Annotated in this window: 21 protein-coding genes and 1 pseudogene; 7 read left to right on the top strand and 15 right to left on the bottom strand. The window is 49.8% G+C overall.

What is annotated here, in order from left to right:
- Positions 1 to 328: 328 nt before the first annotated feature.
- Together AC286M_RS35460 and AC286M_RS35455 are read right to left on the bottom strand one after the other, a co-directional pair.
- Positions 329 to 712 carry a hypothetical protein gene (locus tag AC286M_RS35460; protein WP_488208945.1) on the bottom strand — a complete coding sequence of 128 codons (384 nt, stop codon included), beginning with the start codon at positions 710 to 712 and terminating at the stop codon, positions 329 to 331.
- Between the two features lie 129 nt (positions 713 to 841).
- Positions 842 to 1,492 carry a lysozyme gene (locus AC286M_RS35455; RefSeq protein WP_488208944.1) on the bottom strand — a complete coding sequence of 217 codons (651 nt, stop codon included), beginning with the start codon at positions 1,490 to 1,492 and terminating at the stop codon, positions 842 to 844.
- A gap of 181 nt (positions 1,493 to 1,673) precedes the next feature.
- Between AC286M_RS35455 and AC286M_RS35450 the strand changes: the two genes are divergently transcribed.
- Positions 1,674 to 2,342: a hypothetical protein gene (locus AC286M_RS35450; protein WP_488208943.1), complete on the top strand. Its 669-nt coding sequence runs from the start codon at positions 1,674 to 1,676 to the stop codon at positions 2,340 to 2,342.
- Between the two features lie 267 nt (positions 2,343 to 2,609).
- Here the strand turns inward: AC286M_RS35450 and AC286M_RS35445 are convergent, their stop codons facing one another.
- The 7 genes from AC286M_RS35445 to AC286M_RS35415 form a co-directional block, all read right to left on the bottom strand.
- Positions 2,610 to 3,338 (bottom strand): M23 family metallopeptidase, encoded by a 729-nt coding sequence (locus tag AC286M_RS35445; RefSeq protein ID WP_488208942.1) that lies wholly within the window; start codon positions 3,336 to 3,338, stop codon positions 2,610 to 2,612.
- A gap of 150 nt (positions 3,339 to 3,488) precedes the next feature.
- The gene (locus tag AC286M_RS35440; protein WP_488208941.1) at positions 3,489 to 3,626 is read right to left on the bottom strand and encodes a hypothetical protein; all 138 of its coding nucleotides are present in this window, start codon (positions 3,624 to 3,626) and stop codon (positions 3,489 to 3,491) included.
- Between the two features lie 8 nt (positions 3,627 to 3,634).
- Positions 3,635 to 3,829, bottom strand: coding sequence for a hypothetical protein (locus tag AC286M_RS35435; protein ID WP_488208940.1), 195 nt, complete (start codon positions 3,827 to 3,829; stop codon positions 3,635 to 3,637).
- Positions 3,826 to 5,007, bottom strand: coding sequence for a hypothetical protein (locus AC286M_RS35430; RefSeq protein WP_488208939.1), 1,182 nt, complete (start codon positions 5,005 to 5,007; stop codon positions 3,826 to 3,828). The genes AC286M_RS35435 and AC286M_RS35430 overlap by 4 nt, the downstream gene beginning before the upstream one ends.
- Positions 4,901 to 5,617, bottom strand: coding sequence for a hypothetical protein (locus AC286M_RS35425; protein WP_488208938.1), 717 nt, complete (start codon positions 5,615 to 5,617; stop codon positions 4,901 to 4,903). The genes AC286M_RS35430 and AC286M_RS35425 overlap by 107 nt, the downstream gene beginning before the upstream one ends.
- The gene (locus AC286M_RS35420) at positions 5,614 to 5,943 is read right to left on the bottom strand and encodes a hypothetical protein (RefSeq protein ID WP_488208937.1); all 330 of its coding nucleotides are present in this window, start codon (positions 5,941 to 5,943) and stop codon (positions 5,614 to 5,616) included. The genes AC286M_RS35425 and AC286M_RS35420 overlap by 4 nt, the downstream gene beginning before the upstream one ends.
- Positions 5,944 to 6,162: 219 nt before the next feature.
- Complete coding sequence (locus AC286M_RS35415) at positions 6,163 to 6,771, bottom strand: hypothetical protein (protein ID WP_488208936.1); 609 nt, start codon at positions 6,769 to 6,771, stop codon at positions 6,163 to 6,165.
- A gap of 179 nt (positions 6,772 to 6,950) precedes the next feature.
- Between AC286M_RS35415 and AC286M_RS35410 the strand changes: the two genes are divergently transcribed.
- The 5 genes from AC286M_RS35410 to AC286M_RS35390 all read left to right on the top strand — a co-directional run bounded on the left by AC286M_RS35410 (position 6,951) and on the right by AC286M_RS35390 (position 12,428).
- Positions 6,951 to 7,142 (top strand): ribbon-helix-helix domain-containing protein, encoded by a 192-nt coding sequence (locus AC286M_RS35410; RefSeq protein ID WP_488208935.1) that lies wholly within the window; start codon positions 6,951 to 6,953, stop codon positions 7,140 to 7,142.
- 13 nt (positions 7,143 to 7,155) lie between these two features.
- Positions 7,156 to 7,446: a hypothetical protein gene (locus AC286M_RS35405; RefSeq protein ID WP_488208934.1), complete on the top strand. Its 291-nt coding sequence runs from the start codon at positions 7,156 to 7,158 to the stop codon at positions 7,444 to 7,446.
- A gap of 1,015 nt (positions 7,447 to 8,461) precedes the next feature.
- Complete coding sequence (locus AC286M_RS35400; protein ID WP_488208933.1) at positions 8,462 to 8,632, top strand: hypothetical protein; 171 nt, start codon at positions 8,462 to 8,464, stop codon at positions 8,630 to 8,632.
- Positions 8,633 to 8,790: 158 nt separating this feature from the next.
- Positions 8,791 to 9,234, top strand: a complete 444-nt coding sequence (locus tag AC286M_RS35395; RefSeq protein ID WP_488208932.1) for a hypothetical protein — start codon at positions 8,791 to 8,793, stop codon at positions 9,232 to 9,234.
- Entirely contained in the window at positions 9,231 to 12,428 is a 3,198-nt protein-coding gene (locus tag AC286M_RS35390) for a DUF3854 domain-containing protein (RefSeq protein ID WP_488208931.1), read from the top strand. The genes AC286M_RS35395 and AC286M_RS35390 overlap by 4 nt, the downstream gene beginning before the upstream one ends.
- A gap of 4 nt (positions 12,429 to 12,432) precedes the next feature.
- Here AC286M_RS35390 and AC286M_RS35385 read toward each other — a convergent pair whose 3' ends face one another.
- Complete coding sequence (locus AC286M_RS35385) at positions 12,433 to 12,861, bottom strand: hypothetical protein (RefSeq protein WP_488208930.1); 429 nt, start codon at positions 12,859 to 12,861, stop codon at positions 12,433 to 12,435.
- Positions 12,862 to 13,693: 832 nt separating this feature from the next.
- Here AC286M_RS35385 and tnpC point away from each other — a divergent pair.
- A complete protein-coding gene (tnpC, locus tag AC286M_RS35380; RefSeq protein ID WP_488208929.1) occupies positions 13,694 to 15,061 on the top strand; it encodes an IS66 family transposase in 1,368 nt (455 codons plus the stop codon).
- Here tnpC and AC286M_RS35375 read toward each other — a convergent pair.
- From AC286M_RS35375 to AC286M_RS35355, 5 genes and pseudogenes are all read right to left on the bottom strand, one after another.
- Positions 15,050 to 15,679, bottom strand: coding sequence for a hypothetical protein (locus AC286M_RS35375; RefSeq protein ID WP_488208928.1), 630 nt, complete (start codon positions 15,677 to 15,679; stop codon positions 15,050 to 15,052). The genes tnpC and AC286M_RS35375 overlap by 12 nt on opposite strands.
- A gap of 179 nt (positions 15,680 to 15,858) precedes the next feature.
- A complete protein-coding gene (locus tag AC286M_RS35370; RefSeq protein ID WP_488208927.1) occupies positions 15,859 to 16,245 on the bottom strand; it encodes a type II toxin-antitoxin system death-on-curing family toxin in 387 nt (128 codons plus the stop codon).
- Positions 16,245 to 17,444, bottom strand: a complete 1,200-nt coding sequence (locus tag AC286M_RS35365; RefSeq protein WP_488208926.1) for a HigA family addiction module antitoxin — start codon at positions 17,442 to 17,444, stop codon at positions 16,245 to 16,247. The genes AC286M_RS35370 and AC286M_RS35365 overlap by 1 nt, the downstream gene beginning before the upstream one ends.
- The gene (locus AC286M_RS35360; protein ID WP_488208925.1) at positions 17,437 to 17,766 is read right to left on the bottom strand and encodes a type II toxin-antitoxin system RelE/ParE family toxin; all 330 of its coding nucleotides are present in this window, start codon (positions 17,764 to 17,766) and stop codon (positions 17,437 to 17,439) included. Before AC286M_RS35360 ends, AC286M_RS35365 begins: the two co-directional genes overlap by 8 nt.
- A 58-nt stretch (positions 17,767 to 17,824) precedes the next feature.
- Positions 17,825 to 19,218: pseudogene (locus AC286M_RS35355) on the bottom strand (class I SAM-dependent DNA methyltransferase); the annotation flags it as partial.
- Positions 19,219 to 19,306 lie beyond the last annotated feature (88 nt).

The following is a 19,306-nucleotide window of genomic DNA, read 5'->3' as shown; positions in this document are numbered from 1 at the left end:
TTCTTGATGTAGATTTCCCTTTAGAAGCAAATAATTATCAGGAGATTTTAGCCAATTAGATGTTGTCCACCAGATCAATGTCCCAGCTCGCCACAGGTAGACTAATCATGGCAAGCATTTTATTTCTACAGACAAGTTTTTTGCTGCTGTAGTTTAATCCGAACTGCATACGTATGATAAGTAGCAAGAAGATACAATGCCTCAAGGTCTAGCCCTAAATGGGATAGAGTCCACCACTTAGTCAGATGCGTTGTCTAGAGAGTTAATCTTGGGGTCGCATCTGGCTCTGTCAATTTGATTCCAAAAAGCGTCTCAACCATCATCATGACTATCCTCTTAACCATCGTTCTGCTTCTTCCACGCTGCTAAATGTTCGGATGCGAAGCCCTCTATTATTCGCAACAATCTCCCCAAACTGATTGAGCTCCATGTCTGATAAATGTTGATCAACGTGGCCAATTTTGGCGTGATGCCTAAATAGTTCGGCTATGAACTCTGCAAGCTGATACATCTCCATTGGAGAGATCTGATTAGGAAAGCTTTCTTCAACTAAGATTTTTCTGACACCTAATTCAATTACTTGGAATTGAATCCCTTTCCAAAACTGACAGGATATTTTGAAACTGTCTCTTGGTCCAGTGACAAGTGCATAAAGGTAACCCTCGCGCTGCTCAAAACTGAGTGAAAAACCTAGATTCGCCTGCTCTGTCATCTCGTTGTTCAGGTAAATAGGTCAATCCTATCGGTCAAACATTTCTCTATTACGCCAAATAAAAAAGCCCTGACATTCTGCCAGAGCTGGGTTGTAAGCCTTGGAACTAAACCTTTTCGTGGCTCTATTCTACTGCCGTTGGTAGTCACCAGTGAGAAACAGTTCCTTCTCTTCCCTGCGTCGATCCACTAATCCCCCCAGGCGCTGCCCATCTGCATGAACCCAGCGGTCAAACTCGTTGGCAGCAGCTTGCTTATTACCTGCGTTCAACTGGCGCAATAGGTCACTGCCTTGAATGGCTCCCGTGTTGTACTGAAAAGTGGTCAGGGCATCAAGTTCATGCTGATTGAGTGGCACTTTCACCACAGATTGCACCTGTGATCGCGCATTGTCCAACTCAGCCAGTAACCGCTGCTCAGCATCGCCACCAGGCCCACAGGATACTCGTTCGCCTGGATTGCCCTTCGTGCCATAGCCGATGCTGTACTGGGCATAGTCCCAATAAGCGGTTTCAGAGCATGACTCGAACTCTTTGACCAAGCTGACTAAATCACCGCTGGTACTGCCAGCGCTGCCTTTGATGATTGGCACCGGCGCTCCCATGATGAGGCTGACAAAGCCGATTTGTGGCTGAGTCGGTTGTCCATTGGCATCGTATTGGGTGATGTGGGCATGAGGCCCAGTGCTGATGCCCCGATTGCCGATCGCTCCCATTTTCTGACCGGGAGTCTTGGCTCCACTAATGCAGCCGTCGTTATGACCGATAAAGAAATCAGGCACGTTGGGATCAGCGGATTCAAACTCCAGCGCATAAGGCCCATAGCCGCCTACGTTAGCCGTCTTGTCGTATTTATAGCCACCGTCACCATAACAGGCCTTTGTATAGAAAGCGAACTAAAATGGTCGCTAAGCTGTCCAGTTTTGTGGACAAAATCGGTAGAACCCATATATAGTTTGGGTTATGAAATCTAGAGAACAGCTCAAAGCAGAAGTAGCAAAGGAAAAACGGATTCAGGCCCGTTTATCGCTGGCACGCATACGTCTAGAAGAGGCTCAACGGGAGCAAATCTGGGCGATCGCAGCCGCCCATGCTGATGGCTTATCGATTCGCAAAATTGCTGCGGTCATGGGATTGAGTTCGAGTCGAGTTCACCAACTGCTGCAGTCGGATGAAGCTCATCACATTCCGGCATGGCTAAACTCACCTGACCCGTTGAATGGGCGCAATGCTGACGATCAGTTAGACGAGCATCTCCCAGCAGAGACAGTGCTGCGGCAGCGATTGGCGGATGAAGTGGGACTGTTGCGTCGGTGTATTGAGTGGCTGGAGCAACTTGCTCGGGGCGAACGGGTGGTTATCAATCTGAGAGCCGACTGTGACTGCAAAACAGCCTATGTCAGTGTGAATCAGATGTGGGTCTTACGAGTGCTGAAGCGAATCACGGCTGACCTAGATCATTGGTCAGGGCTTCAGAATCCAAGCATCAGGAATGACGACGGCAGTGATGCGATCGCGGCTGGTGTAGAACATCGGCGTCGATTAGGGGAACCGGAGCCGCAATTGTCATCCCTAAGTCAGCACGAACAACGAGAAATCCTAAGGGAGAAGATGAGCCGATCACCGTTGTAAGCAGATGGCTGCTTAGCGACTTTGTTTTTCAAGAGTAGTACAGTGTTGGACTGCAAATGGACTACATACCCCTCAAAAATCAGTAGTACACGGCCTATTTCAAGGTCTTTTAGAAGCTGTAATCCTGTCGTTTCGTTGATTAATTGCTGCTGCTGGCAGCTAGTCATCTGTTCGACAAGAACCTTTATTGCACAAAGCTTTGCACTGTCTCTGTCCACAAAACTGGACGGCTTAGCGTCCGTTTTGGTTCGCTTTCTATACAAAGGCCTAACAGCGAACCGTGCCAGCAGCGGGGGCATAGAGAGGCGTTCCCGGATCGGCTCCTGCATCTACTCCATCATGGTCGGATGTGGCTCCAGCCGTGGGTGCTGAGCGATAGCCATAGTTGGATGTGATGGTGAACCCATTGGCTGTTTTGCCAACGGTTGCAGGCGACATATCCAACTGGCTAACGTCAACTTGACCAGCGGCTCCAGTCGCACTGGTCAGCATTCCCATACCGGGAACCATGCTCAAAACGTTCAAGTTTGCGATCGCAGTTGCCGACGAACCGACCATCGTAATGAACACCCAAAACGCAGAATTAAGTATCCAATTGCCGCTGGTCTGTTTCCTGATTTCCTTGGCATAGCTAGCGACGGACGCATCAACTTGCTGACGGGTATTCTGCCCCATCTCATAGGCAAGAGTCTTGGCAAACTCACGAGCCGCTTCATGCAGTTGATCATAGTCGTAGTGAATTTCTGGTTCTGGTCGGGGTGGCTGTTGGGCCTGCTGCGATCGCCCCGTTGATTGATTGCCCGCTGTCTGCTGTTGCGTCTGATCTGACTTGGGCCTGCGTTTCTTTGAGTTAGATTTCTTGCCCTTGGTTTTCGGCTTTTTGTCGCCAGATGTCCCACTGGCTGGATTGTCCGGTTTGGGCTTGGTTTTCTTCGGTTTCGGTTTGGGTGTCTGCGGCTTCTTGGGTGGCTGTGCCGCTGGGAGTGCTGCTGTCATCGTTCATGTTTTCTCCGCCGTTGGCCAATGCTTCTGCGATATCCTCTCCAACCTGGGAATAGAAGTCGAAGGGGTTATCAAGCCGTTGAACAGCGGACATCACCCAGATACAGCCAATCAGCACTAAGGTTTCTATCCACTGTCCAACCATCAGTTCACAAACTCCACAATTGATTTACCTGTCTTGATGGCCCATCCAGCGGGGCTGGCGTTGATTAAGTCGCCTAACGCCCAGATGACCATCAAAATGAGGGTGAGGCGCAAGACGAGATTGATGGTGTCGAGCATCACGCCTCCTACCAGGGATAAGTCCGATTACCGCTTTGCTGCTGGAGCCGGGGCCGCATCTCAGTCACCTGCTCATGTGCTCCCGTGCCCATGCCGAGCAACAGACTGGCAATCATCGGAATATTGATTGCTCCCATCGCGATCGCAACGACCAAGACATAGAGAATAATGGCGTTACCAATAAAATCAGCTAGTCCTCTCATGCTGCTTCAATCTCCTCAGAAACGACGCTTTCAAACTTGGCTTTGAACGATTCCCACCACACGTTTCCCCTACGGCGGGATTTGGCGAATCCGTCAGGGGTATCACCATCCTTCACTTCATTCCAGGCAGCGGTGGCGCTGGTGAAGTCACTCAGCACAGCCCAATCGAGGGACGCTAGCCACACATCGACGGGCGATTCTAGGGGAAAGTCCAATGGCTCTACAGGTTCATGGGGAATCTCGAACACATCCACGCCGCTGGAGGTCAGCGACACAGCAAAACGCTTACCTGCTTCTCTCAGTGCAAGGATTTGAGCTTTCTTATCAGCGTCCCAATCAAACGCAGAGCTGATTTCCTTCAGGTGCTTGTTTGTGGTGGGGGAGATGGCTATCCAGTGCAAGCTGGTCTTGATGGCTTCTGGAATCTGAGAACGAGCTACACCGCTATCTTGCATATCGATGTGCAGAAAAACGTTCTTACCGTGCCCTTGCTCAGCAATATCAGACAGTTGTGCGATCGCGAGTTCAGCCGCTCCACCCAACAAATTGAGCATTGAACCCAACTCAGGAATGAACAGATGCATCTCCTGATTACCGTCGATGTTGTCCAGTGCATCATGAAATTCTTGGATGACCTGGGGGAACTGACTAGCCATTGAGCGGTCAAACACAACTCGGCCTAACGGCGCTCCACACCAGATCAGGTCACGCTTGCCATAGTCGATATCGAGAATCCGTATATAAGCGTTTGGATTCTGGCTGTAGATCTCCCGAAATAGCAAATTTTGAAAGTGCGTCTTTCCTGAATCCGGTGGTGCAGTCGTGCCAGTGCTGTACTTGATGAACCGACCATAGGGACGCGGGGCTTTGGTCGGTCGCAGCGCTGGAGGAATGAAGCCAACCACTACTCGCTCGGCTTCTGGGTTAATCAGCCGCGTTAACCGAGTGGCTGCTTCATTGGCTCCAGCGGCATAGTCGGACGGCTTCAGTTTTTCATGCTCATGGATTGCCAATGCAGTTGCGGTAGTCGCTACAGATACCAATCCCCAGAGAATGGCTAACGGTGAACCTTTAACCGCCTTGGGCGCTACCGTCCCCATCACTGTCGCTGCTGCTATCAGGCTCAGTACCGTTAGTCCCTGATGCCGTTTCGGTTTGGTTGTTGTTGATTGCGTCATCCTTCATATCTCCAAAACGTAAGCCTCGTCCTAGTGCAATTTCTGAGCGCTCTAGCAACTGCTCAGCAGCGGGTAAGAAATCAGCGGTTCTCAAGTCACAGCTTGGTGGAGTTTTACCAGCCGCTCGATCTTCCATCACTCGTCCAATTGCTTCCAGGTCAATCAATGCGGCGCGGGGGGCTTCAATACCAGCCGCGTCCATGACCAGTACTTGGGAACCGCTCGTCTGTTGCTGGATGGAGCTGTGAACTGCTCTCAGTTTGTTTAGTACCGTTTCTTCAAATGGAATCCGCTCAGTTTTCTGCTTCGCTTCAGCCTCATCCCAAATTTGGTTTGCGCGATCGCAAATCATGGCCTGAAGGGAAACACCAACCGATTCCCGATATTGCTCGTAAGCATCAAACTGACGGCTGAGAATGCTGTCATTGATGCTCATCTGTGCTGACTCAGTGCCCATTTCATCACGGGCGACTTCACGAAATAGCTCAAGCGCTTCAGGGGTAACGGCAATTTGAGCGGTACCGTTATCGAGCGCTGCTTTGACGGAATTGAATAAAATGATGGTGGCGACGGCTCCCAGTCCGACAATCCACTTTAGATTCTTCATCATTGATGCTTGCCCTCCTGATTGATGAAGTGGGCCGCAATGTCAGTCAGAGTTGAACTGGTGAAGTCGTTGCGTACCGATGGCAACCGAAAATAGGCTTCAGCCTGCTTTCGGAGTTTCTTCGGGTTCTTATCCCTGGATTTAACAGCGGTATATGCGATCGCACCTGTTCCAATTCCCGGTGCGGTGCTGTAGACGATGGAAGCAAGGTAGATTTGCTCCCATTGGCGCGGGGTTAGCTCCATTTCAACCACGGTGCGACCGTAGAGGGTGGAGCCGATCGCAGCGGTCGCCAGTGCGGTGATGGCTCCAGCAAAAAAGGCTTTCATAGGCAAACTCGCACTTAGTGCGGGGTGAGTCGGTTTAGTGAAGAAATCTGGTGCAGTTCAGGGGGGTAGTGCAGCACTAGCGATCGGAACTGACGGCTGAAACACCCAGTGCATCGTAGTTTTTAGTGCTTTGGCTCTCAATCTGGGCTGAACAACCTGTTATCCCTGGATACGCAATTAGCGCGACGGCAGCGCCAACACACAGCAGGGCGATGCAGCCTAGCCAGCGCTGGGCTTTCCCAGGCTTTGAATCTCCCCCAGTGCGTCCTGTAGCTGTTCGGTGGTTAGGGTTTGGTTCTTATCGAGCAGCTTGGCTTCCAGTCGATAGGACTCGGCTGCGATCGCAAACTTCTGAGCGCGTTTGGCAACGGTGGCAGCGGCTTCACGGCTACGCTGTAGTTTCTCTTCACGGGCTTTAATGTCGGCTTTCATACCCGCTTCGATTTTGTCGAGTCCACTGGTGACGAGTGCAACTAGTGCATCCGGATCGTCGTAGCTGATGCTCTCGCTGTCTCGGAACTGCTCTAACGAAAACGTTCCCTGTAACTGCGGCGTATCGAGTGCGGTGCTGTGATTGCCAGTTTCGACCGTCACCAGCGCGTGAACGGCTTCAGGTTCCGGCTGCGGTGGTTGGTAGTTCGGGTCGATAAATACCAGCAAATTATCTACAGCGCTGTCAGGGTAGACGGTGCGGCGGTTGTCTAGCGGGTCTTTTTCACCCAGCGCATAGAAGTTAACGCCAGTGCTGTCCTGGTAACGCTGAACCTTGTTGCGTAGTGTTGAGGGCGATACGCCCAATGTGTCTGCAATTTCGTTCAATGTCTGCATAATTTGGCTCCAATCTGTAGCGAATTGGTTTCAATTGCGTTTAAACATGAACAGATGCTAGCACAATGTTGTAGCTTTGAAGCAACTTTAGAGCTACAATCTAGGCACAAACGTTTAAAAGCAGCACAAAAAAGCTGCAATGGTGGGTCTTTGCAGTAACATTCGAGGTATTGGAATTAATGAATGATGAAGTGGCAAAACGAGTTCACGTAACCTTGCCCGATCCAGTCCATCGAGACTTGGAGCGCTGGGCTGAAATTCGAGGGCAGGCAGTAGCCAGCGTTGCAGCGATCGCTGTTGAGCTGGCTATCCGTGACGCTAAGGATCGGGGGGAGCTGCCTCCTGAGAAGCCAGACAACGATAAGAAGTGAGGCGCGATCGCAGATGGCCAACACACTGGACGAAAAGATCGACATGCTGACTGACCAAATCGGCAAACTGACGGAGCATACAGTGCAGACGCAGAACATGCTGACGCAGCAGGGCGATCGCATGGATGCCACGCTGACCCGGTTGGAAACGATGCTTCAACAACAGGGCGATCGCATGAACGCTGCACTCGACAGGATGGATGCCACACTGGGCCGGATTGAAGTGCTCATCCAGCAGCAGGGCCAGCAGCAAAGCTCGCTCATTGCCATCATTCAGCAGTTGATTACGAAGGAGCTGAATTAATGCAATGTGAGATCGCAGCGCCCCTGGTAAAAGTAGGGTAAAAGCAGGGTGGATTGAGAGTTGCGATCGCACTTACCTTCAGCCGATGCTTAACCGCTACAATCTGATCGGCTATTGCAAGGTTTGACCAATCTCTTCAAGGAGGTGACGAAGATGTGAACGTAATCAAGAAAGCCAAAAGCCCCAACTGCGGGAACAGTCAGGGCTTGTAAAGCTTTCGAAATTGATTTGTGGTTTCAACCAGGAACCTAGCGATGTGCTTTGGCGGGCCGACGTTAGGACTCCATAGAGTTGTTATGCGCTTTTTTGCGCTTCTGGCGTAAGGATAGCATGATTCGCTTGTTTTGGGGCAGCTCTGCCAGCTACACCAGAGAAAAAACATTAAAATGGAGATAATACTTTGTATTACGCTATGTTAAGCGTTGCTAGAGAGAAGAATTGCTACATACAACGCTATATATGCAGATTTGTAGTATTCGAGGCGTGGAATAAAACAGATCCAGCCTGATTATTTACAAGCAGAAAATATCGATCTGATCCAGCGATCCTTTGATCCGGAAGATCGCATGATTTGGATCGACGAAATTTACTCAAAAGCCGCTACTTTCCGAGCTTTCAGAAGATCCTTAATTCAGAAGTTTGTAGAGCTTAAAACTCAATTTGTTTTAAAAAGCTAGATCATTAAAAATCTAAATTTTGCACATTTTTTTGCTCAATTTAGTTTATTTAACATTTTCGGATTCGGATACTAAAATCTAGAAAATAGAAAATATAAAACAGAAAATTTCCGATCGCTCTGGCTTTCAGCGATTTATGCGATCAGATTTGGGATAGTTTGCTTGCCATGTGTAGAGAATCTATATTTTGTACTGACTCACCTTTTCTACAACTTATATGTGTCACATTGGGATATTTAAGCTATTATCTTGATAGGAGAACACAATGAGCGGTAGCAGCGGAGAAATGATCATGAAATGTATGAAGTCAGAATTGTTGATTAAAACAAAATGCAAATATGAAAAGAGAAACAGATCTATTCACCTTACGTATCCACAAGGCTAATTATTCCAAGTTCACTGAGTTTGTTCAGCGACACGGCCTGAGCCGCAATGGTGCGGTGAACATGGCGATCGCCAATCTGTTGGAGGAAGACACAAAATCTGAAACTAAAAAAGCCCCAGCGTAGCGCCAACTACGTTTGGGGCTTTTTGTTTTTTTTTAGCCTGAATGCTTCTTCCCAATTCGAATTGAATGGCTGCTCAAACTTGGTCGGGCGAACAGCTTTTCAATTACCTCGGATGAGCACTTCAGGCGCTTACCAGCGCCAAAGGAGGGCGCATCTCAATGCTAACCAATTTACATTATGCGTGTTTCTCACACGAGAGTGATACCCGCCTAAAAAATCTTGATGCCCTAACCGAATTCTTTGGCTACAATTATAATCCGAAATCTCGACCGGATTACCGGGGATTAGGTCAACGCTTCACAATCGCCGATTATCGCAAGCTAGAAAAACAGGCCAACACCGAGCCGTTCACTGGCCACTTGCAATTCTTTGAGGTGCCTGAGTGCGATCGCATCGGCACAGAGAGGCGCTGGAAGGTGAGCGTCTGGGAGCCGAGTGACGGGCAATATCAGTCGATTGCTGGGCAATTCTTCAAAGCTGAGATTGATTGGCTACAGCAGCAATATAAGGCCAATCAGGACAAAGGCCGTTTTGCCGTAGCGATTGAAATTTGGCTACAGCGGTCTATCGAGGTTTGCAACGGTGGGGAGGTAGCGGCATGATTAGCAGCACATCTCCTGAACTCCAGTACATCGAATCATTCTCTGATTCTCTACAGCGTCAGCAATCGCTGATTGATTGGGCAGAATCGGAGCGCATTAAATCAGCAATTCCTAAAGGCTTATGGGATGCCAATATCGAGCTGTTTCGCGGCGATATGGCTCAGGAATACCTGCTAGGCGATAAGCTGGCCAGCATTGGAGGCCATAGCAACCAATACGCTACAAAGCCAGTGCGAGAGCTATTAGGGCGCTACGAGTGTATTCGTGATGGTATCTGGGCATCTCGGCATGGTGTGCCCTACTGCAAGCCGATTAATCCTCGCTCTGATTGGCAGGATGCTGGGAAGTTCATCAAATATGAAACAGCACCAGGCGCAATTGCATCGCCTATCTTGCCTGTATTGGATACGGAAACAATTGCGCAGTACGCTGCTGAAGCCGATGACGATTTCTGGTATTGGGTGCGAATCACCAATCAGCCCATAATCATCACTGAGGGATTCAAGAAAGCGCTTGCTTTAACTGCTCATGGCATCCCTGCAATCGCAATTCGCGGTATCACCCAATGGCATCTCCAAGGAAGTCTGGAATTGCATCCTGAGATTGCTCAGTTTGCCACCAAAGGACGCACAATCTATATCATCTTCGACCAAGACACGAAACCTAGAACGATTGCCAATGTACGCATACAAGCTCGCAAGCTTGGGAACGAATTGGAGGCCAAAGGCTGCAAAGTATTCGTTGCTGTTTGGCCAGCTAGTGAAGGCAAGGGCGTTGATGATTGCCTATATGCCCAAGGCGATAATGCTCAATCTTGGCTGGATGGAGTGCTGAAAAATGCTCTCACTCTGAAGCTTTATAAGCGTAATGGCCAGATTATCGCGGCGCTTAACACCATCAAACGATATAACTCACTTTCAATCCTCATTGAGAGGGATACTGAAGGCGAGTACATGCCAGAGTTACCGACCATAACACCGGGTGCAATTCATGTTGTCACAGCCAATATGAACAGCGGTAAAACCGTTCGAGCTGGTGCTGATTGGGTGCAATCTACTTTAGCCAATGGCTATCACGTTTTGGGTTTAGCTCCGCTTAATTCACTCGGCCAGCAAACGGCTAAAGATTGGGGCATTGAGCATATTCACAATCAGCAAGGCAATCAGCGCCAATTCTGGGAGGCTGTGAGGCAATGGCCAGCGGTTGTGCTTTGTCCCGATTCAATCAACAAAATCCCAGAATGGTTTTGGGAGAAGCCGGTGCTGTTGGTACTGGATGAAGCCAATCAAGTAACGCAGCATATTTGTCAGGGCGATACGCTGAAATCTCGGTATTCTCCAGTTTTAGAGGCCATTGAAAGCACTGCGAAACATGCGATCTCAAGTGGCGGCGCTATCGTTCTCAGTGAGGACGGTATTCCCGATCGCTGCGTTAAGTTCTGGCAAGCCATCAGCGGCGCAACAGCCGTTCGGTGTTTTCGCCATGAAAAACAGGGTATTCCTTGGAATGTATCGATGTATGAGGGGCATGTGAGCAGCTTTAGAGGGGCTTTACTAGCTCGGATTCAGAGTCACGAAAAGATTCTATTCGTGACTTCATCTCAGCTTGAGGCCAAACGGCTAGAGCACATCATCAACGAGCAATGCCAAGTTTTAGATACTGACACTGGAGACGGCACACGATGCAGCGTGAAAGTTGCTCGCATTGATTCAGAAACCAATGAAGGGGAAGCCTACAAGCTCTTTTTCGAGAATCCAAATCAATGGCTCAAGCAGAATCAGCCTGATGTGCTGATTCTTTCACCCAGCGCTAAATCAGGCGTGAGTATTGAAGGAGGCGTATTGGCTGAAAACGCCTATTTCTCTCAAGTGTGGGGATACTTCCCATGCCTTGATACTGATACCCACATGCAGCTATTGGGGCGCTATCGGCCTCCAGTGCCTAGATATATCTTTGCGCCTAAATTCATCCTGGGGAATGCCGATGAGGGGCAATACTCACCCCATGCTGCTCGAAAGCGCTTAGAGAGCAATCTAGCCAACGTAGCGAAGCTACTCAATCTTAATGAGGAGAATCGCGAGCAATCAGCCATCGAATCGGCTATTCTCGACTACCTATCAGAATCGGCTGTGGTATCCGGTAGCCAGAAAGCGATCGCACAAGTTGCCCTCATTGATCGGCTTGAATCGGCTGGGCATATCGTGAACTTGATTCAGGCTGCCAGCGATAAAGCCATTTCCGATATCTGGAAACAGGCCCAAGATGATATTTGGCAGGATGAAGCGCTAGAGATTGCCAATGGGGTGATTGAAGAGCATCACACCCCAGAATGGGCACATCACACCCTTGATTCAATGGAGGCGACGCGAGCCGATCGCATCCTTGCCCATAAGGTGCTCTGGCGTGATGAATTTCCTGGTGTGCTGTTTGATAGCCAAGATGAGGTATATGAGGCCATCACGAAAGACTATGGCAGGATGCGGCGCGGCGTATTGCTACAGGCACGGGCGCAAAATCTTGATGCGGTACGAGACAGCGATCGTGCTGTTGCCGAGCAAATTTTGAGCGGTAAAGTGCGAGCTGGCCACCGGCTACCCAAAAATTACATCAAAGCGGCGATGATAGATCGGCTGGGTGTGTTGACGTTGCTGGACGGCAAATTCTATAGCAATAGCGACCAGCGATGTATCTCAATCAAGAAACAAGCACTCCAATTTGCTAACGAGATTTACTACTGGCTAAAGCTCCAAATCAAGGAAAGCCAAACACCAGTACACATCTGCAACAAGCTACTCCAAAAGCTTGGCCTAAAAGCTGAGGCCATCTCTCGGCCTGGTAAACGTGGTGAGCAAAGCGATCGCATCTATGCCATCCCTGATTTGAATAATCCCCTCAGACAACGACTACTCAAAGCAGCTTGCAGCAAGCTTTCCAGCCCCGTATCCACGATTTGTAATAAGAATACAGACCCTATACAAATCATGGATACCAGCCCACCAAAGCCCCAAAGCGTAGCGAGTAAGGGGGGCGAAATTGTCTCCGATATTGTGGGCCAGTTCGCCAAATTTGGCACTAGCCTATCGAGTTGGCTAATCACTGCCGTCGAAGGTGCGATCGCAACCATCGAGTTATCCAATGTCTACGGAACCCAGCGGCGGCAAGTGCCTCTCAGTGAGCTGGAGGTGGTGGTGTAAAGCATCAGTAGCCCCACATTTCAATATCCCCGACCCCACACTGATAGGCGAAATCAGAGTAACCATCTCCGTCATCGTCTGCCTTCCCTTCTTCGGCAGTGGCAATAATCCACTGGATCGCATTGCCGCCATTTAATATGTCTTCTATATCCGCTGGCTGAACAGCAATTTCAAGGCTAGGCAAAAAATAAAATGTCGCTTTGCCGAAACCTGCGTCAGATTTTTCGTAGCCATCTAGCAGCTCTCGATATTTCTCTGAGCCTGCGTCAGACTCATAAAGCACGATCGCATCTGCGAACACCTGCTGCGTCTCTTCCGGCAACCGCTCAAACACCTTAAATGCTTCTGGATCGTTGCACACATACGGCTTATTGCCGCCACACGCAGTCAACGTAATCGCGATCGCAACTCCAAATCCAATCTTCTTAAACATGACATGGCTCCTTGATGATAAATACTCTAAATTTAGGAATACGCTACTATTCAGGCATGACAGGCGTTTTCGCTCTAGATTCACTGATTCTTTGCAAGATATTTCATTGTGCTTGAGTCCTCAATAGTGGTAGACAAAACACCCACAAAACACCCACAAAACTGGCACGAAACTGGCACGAAATTTAGAAAACCACCCAGGTAAAACTAGGGTAAAACTAGGGTGCTTTTTGGGCAATTTTGGGGTAGAGCCGAGAAGATTTACGGATAAATAAAGAGCTAAAAGCCTTGCCATGCAAGGAATACAGCTTAATTGCGATGCTCCGTTGCCTCTCTATGAATTTTGATCCCAGATAGACACTATACTTTTGAGCAAAAAACTCCTTTGAACGGCAGAAAAAGTGAAGTCGTACCCAAAGATATTTTGGTTCTCATGTAGGCCTTTGTATAGAAAGCGAACCAAAACGGACGCTAAGCCGTCCAGTTTTGTGGACAGAGACAGTGCAAAGCTTTGTGCAATAAAGGTTCTTGTCGAACAGATGACTAGCTGCCAGCAGCAGCAATTAATCAACGAAACGACAGGATTACAGCTTCTAAAAGACCTTGAAATAGGCCGTGTACTACTGATTTTTGAGGGGTATGTAGTCCATTTGCAGTCCAACACTGTACTACTCTTGAAAAACAAAGTCGCTAAGCAGCCATCTGCTTACAACGGTGATCGGCTCATCTTCTCCCTTAGGATTTCTCGTTGTTCGTGCTGACTTAGGGATGACGTAATTGCTCAACTGGGTTGACCAAAGCACGGCTTTAGCAGAAGATGATAAGCTTTTGCCATGACAGAACTGCCGCCACTTGATGGACTGAGCCCTGCCGAAAAGGATGCCCTGATAGAAGGGCTGTGGCAGGAACTGCAACGATTGCGGGCAGAAGTCGAACAACTGAAGCGAAAGCGGGTGAAGAAAACGTCGCGCAATTCAAGTTTGCCTCCTGCCAAGGGCTTCAAACCCAATCAGAGTCGCTGTGAGCCAACGGCTAGCCCATCGGACGAAGCGGGAAGCCACCGTGACGGTGGGCGAGAATTAAGTCAACAGCCCAATCAAGTTGTGGTGGCTCAAGCCAAGAGCTGTCCCCACTGTGGGACTGAGGTTGACCGCTCAAGGCAGCGCTTGAGCGGGATTTACGAGCGGATTGAATTGCCTCAGCTCACCCCTGACATCACGCGGGTGGAACGCTATGGCGGGGTATGTCCCTGTTGCCAGCAAACCTATGAGGCTCCCGTTCCAGTCGGGTTGGAACCCGGCTCTCCCTTTGGTAACAGTGTGGCAACTCTAGTCACCTATCTGCGCTACCGCCATGCCATCAGCTATGAGCGGCTGAGCCAGTTGATGAGCGACCTTTGCGGTCTGAGTGTGTCGCAAGGAGCCATTGCCAATCTACTGAAACGAGTGCAGGGTCAACTTCAATCCCCGGTGGCCCAGATTGTGGAGCGCTTGCGCAGTGCTCGTCTGGTCGGCAGTGATGAGACGGGGGCACGAGTCAATAGAGTCAACCAGTGGGAGTGGGTGTTTCAGAATGAGCAGGTCTGTTTGCATGTGATTCGCCCGAGCCGAGGAAAAGCCGTCATTGACGAGGTGATGGACGGCCATCGGCCTCAGGTGTGGGTCTCTGATTTGTTTAGTGCTCAGAAGGCTCATCCGGCAAACGAGTGGCAAGTGTGTTTGGCCCATCAACTGCGCGATTGTCAGTATGCCATTGATGCCGGTGATGACTTATTTGCTCCTCGGATGAAACAGCTGTTCCTCAAAGTCATTGCTCTGCAACGACGACGACACACTCTGGCGGCCTCAACCGTCGAGCAGTATGGCGCTCGATTTCGCGGCTCACTGCGGGAGATTTTGAATCTGCAACCCCAATCGCTTGAAGGGCAGCGGTTGCTCAAACGTTATCGAAAGATTCGCTCTCATCTGTTGCTGTTTTTGACGGATGAAACCATCCCGCCGACCAACAATGCCAGTGAACAAGCGTTGCGCTGGAGCGTGGTCTTTCGCAAGGTGACCAACGGATTTCGCTCCGATTGGGGAGCCGAGCTGTTCGCTCAGGTGCGATCGCTCATCAATACCGCACAGCGTCAGGGCATCTCTGCCTTTGATGCCATTTCTCGTGCCCTTACCTCTCAGCAGTCCGATTGGCTACTGGGTTGAGCAATTACGGGATGACAATTGCGGCTCCGGTTCCCCTAATCGACGCCGATGTTCTACACCAGCCGCGATCGCATCACTGCCGTCGTCATTCCTGATGCTTGGATTCTGAAGCCCTGACCAATGATCTAGGTCAGCCGTGATTCGCTTCAGCACTCGTAAGACCCACATCTGATTCACACTGACATAGGCTGTTTTGCAGTCACAGTCGGCTCTCAGATTGATAACCACCCGTTCGCCCCGAGCAAGTTGCTCCAGCCACTCAATACACCGACGCAACAGTCCCACTTCATCCGCCAATCGCTGCCGCAGCACTGTCTCTGCTGGGAGATGCTCGTCTAACTGATCGTCAGCATTGCGCCCATTCAACGGGTCAGGTGAGTTTAGCCATGCCGGAATGTGATGAGCTTCATCCGACTGCAGCAGTTGGTGAACTCGACTCGAACTCAATCCCATGACCGCAGCAATTTTGCGAATCGATAAGCCATCAGCATGGGCGGCTGCGATCGCCCAGATTTGCTCCCGTTGAGCCTCTTCTAGACGTATGCGTGCCAGCGATAAACGGGCCTGAATCCGTTTTTCCTTTGCTACTTCTGCTTTGAGCTGTTCTCTAGATTTCATAACCCAAACTATATATGGGTTCTACCGATTTTGTCCACAAAACTGGACAGCTTAGCGACCATTTTAGTTCGCTTTCTATACAAAGGCCAAATCAGTCAAATACTGTATGAGTTGCTGGATTAGGCTACTGACTCGCAGATCAGAATGTTTTGATCGTGGTCTCCGCTCAGCCAGTTTCATCAATCCATTGCCCGAAGATGCTGTCGTATCCATTCCGTGAAGGCTTCCCGATCTAGCTTGCCCGCTGCCAGCTCCAACATCACCTTTTCCTGCTCATCTACCGAAGCAGCTAACTCAAACCCATTTAGCACCAAGAAAACTTCCATCGCCGCATGGGCCGTACGCTTATTGCCATCCACAAAAGGATGGTTCATCGCTAGTGACAAACCGAGTGCAGCAGCCTTATCTGCCAAACTGGGATACAACTCCTGACCGCCAAATCCCATTTGCGGCTGGGCGACGGCAGACTCCAATGCACCCTGATCCCGTACTCCGCTGCCGCCACCCGTTTCATCGAGCACTCGCTGATGTAGTTTTTGTACCTCCTCAACCGTCAAATACCGCATCAAGACAACCGCTCATACAGCTCCCGATTCTTGTTCAGCACGTAATTCATAGCCTGATCAAAGCCATCTGCCGGTGCAGGCTGTGCGGTTACAGTATTGATATCAAAACTTTCCTTGAAGTCCTTGTTCATCCAGTCCATTGGAATCACTCCTTCGTGCTGTAATCGACCCACTACGATAGCGGGATGAATCCCTAACCTTTCCGCAAACTCTGCAACAGCCTCCTTACTCGTTAAGTTAGTCAGCTCTGCATCATACTCAGGTGGAATCAGAAACTCCTTAGCCCATTGATCAGCTTCTACCTCCTGCTGAGATTTCAGCTTCTCGCCTTTCCCCCAATCATCTAAAAAGATGTCTTTCTTTTGGTCGGCATGTAGCAGAATATGAGCTGCTTCATGGAAAAAATTGAACCAAAACTTGTCGTTCTTTTTTCCATAAAGAGAGAGCTGAATTAATGCTTTATGAGGGTTTAGCCAGCGAGCAACACCACTAGTACGCGCTCGCGGAACAGACGGAACTAGAACCAAAATAACTCCAGCACTCCAGCACATCTGGCGCATTCTCGGCACAAACTCTTCTGGAGCCAAAACCGTCAGTTTTCGGATCTCCTCAACTGCTTTCTCAAACTTAGCCTTGTGATATCTAGGACTAGGTAGCTGTTCAGCCGCTATTTCTCCCTGCCTGAGCCAAGCAGAAATAGCCCCTACATCACATTGATCAGGGCGAGTCTGGCGAAAGGAAGCTTGCATACCTACATAATGCTTTCTCCAGTCATCCGGAGAAGCAACACCAAAGAAAGCCAATAGGTCTCTAACTACACAAGGCTTATTCTTGGCATCCAGTCGGCATTTAGGAATAATCCCCTGATTCATCAGCTCTTTAACCGGTAATTCATTTAACCAGTCTGTCCACGATGTCAGGATTTCTTGTTCTCCAACCTTGGCTAATTCAGCCCGATATTGGGCTTCCCGATTCAACCAAAACGCCGCAGTACTGCCAAGAACCCGCTCCAGTTTTAGAGCTGTGTCTTCGGTGATTGGCGCTTTGCCGTTGATCAGATGACTAATATGTTTGGTTGTATATCCTAGACGCTCTGCCAGTTGGGTTTGAGTCCAGTCGCGTTCCTCTAGCAAGTCTGCGATGGTTTCGCCGGGAGGCGAAATCCAATCTGGGGCGAACGATTGCAATGTATCAATCATGGTAATCCCCTATCCATAAAATGCGAACTTGCGTAACTTGGCTCCAGTCAATGCCGCCATCCCCTTTTCGAGGAATGGGATCATTGGCTGCTTCAAATACCAAACGTTGTGGATGCACCAAATCTAGAGCAAATTCCCCTGCGCGATCTCCCGTTAGGGGATGGGGACGCCCTGCACACAACTCTGTCACAACCGAGGCAGCCACTAAATCGGCTAATCGCGATCGCAACTTCTTTGCCATCTGAGCACCCAGCTTTCTCTGAGCCAAATTTGACTGTTCACATAACTCTTGTAAATTTTTGTCTTCAAAGACGATTTCCATGGGAAAGCTCTAATAAAAGTTTACCATTTCGGTAAACTATTTACCATATCGGTAAATTTTATTCCGCGATTTGTAATCCGTCCAGCATTTCCACCACCGCATCCATCTCTAGCCAAAACTCCCGTCCGGCCTCCTCCCAGTCTTCCCAGATCTCTTTCAGGCTCTTGGCCTCTTCTGGCTTATCTGTCGTCAGCTTACGCCGTACATACAGCGGAATCGACAAGCTGTAATCCTGCTCGGCCACATCCGCCAGGGTTGCCACCTTGGCAAAGCCCGGTTCATCGGCAAACCCCTGATACGCCTGCAAAATCCGTGCCTGGTGCTCTGGCTTCAAAAAGCTCTGGGCCTGGACCCGTGCGACTTCTTTCACCGCATCAATAAATAACACCTTGCCCTGGCGCTCTGGGGGCTTAGCCGTGCGGCAGATGACCACACAGGCTTCCATCGGCGAGTTGTAAAACAGGTTTGGCCCCAACCCCAGCACACAATCCACCAGGTCAGCCTCCACCAGCTTTTGCCGCATCTCTGCCTCCTCCCGCCGGAACAAGACCCCGTGGGGAAACAGAATCGCGCAGAGCGCCCCGTTTGCTGGTTCAGACTTTTGAGAATGTGCTGAAAAAAGGCATAATCGGCTCGGCCCTGGGGCGGGGTGCCGAGAAAATTGCGCCCCCACTTGTCAGTTTGAAACGCTTCTCGATCCCATTGTTTGATGGAATAAGGCGGATTGGCCAGCACTACATCAAAGGAGCGGAGGCGATCTCGCTCCACAAAGCCAGGATTATCTAGGGTATCCCCCCGAACGACAGCGTAATCCTCTAGCCCATGCAGCACCAGGTTCATGCGGGCAATGGAAGCGGTCATGTGGTTGCGTTCCTGCCCATAGAGCTTTAGGGTGCGGTACTCGCCCCTTTTGCGCCTTACCTCCGCCAGAGCCGAAATCAACATGCCGCCCGTACCACAGGTGGGGTCATAGATGCTTTCATCCGCTTTTGGGTCTAGCATCTGGGCCATTAGATGCACCAGGGTGCGGTTGGTGTAAAACTCCTGGGCAGTGTGACCGCTGTCGTCAGCAAACTTCTTGATCAAAAACTCGTAGGCATTGCCTAGTTCATCCTCTGGTACATTCTCCAGGGTTAATGTCACGGATGAAAAATGCTCCAGCAGGTCTTTTAGGGTGTGGTCGGGTAGACGGTTTTTATTTGTCCAGGGAGCATCGCCAAAAATACCATCCAACCGGCCAGGATTCGCCTGCTCAATGGCTCGCATCGCATCTTGAATTTCACGCCCAACGTTTTTCGCCACCAGTCGCACATCTTTCCAGTGGGCTCCATCGGGAATGATGAACCGCTCATCAGCCATCGCACGAGCATAGTCCGCATCTTCACTATCGGCCAACGCTTGGTTAAAGTCCTCATCCCACACATCCGACAGACGCTTGTAAAACAAGAGCGGAAATACAAACTCAGTAGATCACAAATCCTCTCAAAAGCAAGTATGTCCATCAGGAAAGGGGTAGGGTCAGGCTAACCAATAATAAAGT

It is taken from the genome of Thainema salinarum CENA647, assembly GCF_057732415.1.
This window is presented reverse-complemented; position numbering and strand designations above follow the sequence as displayed.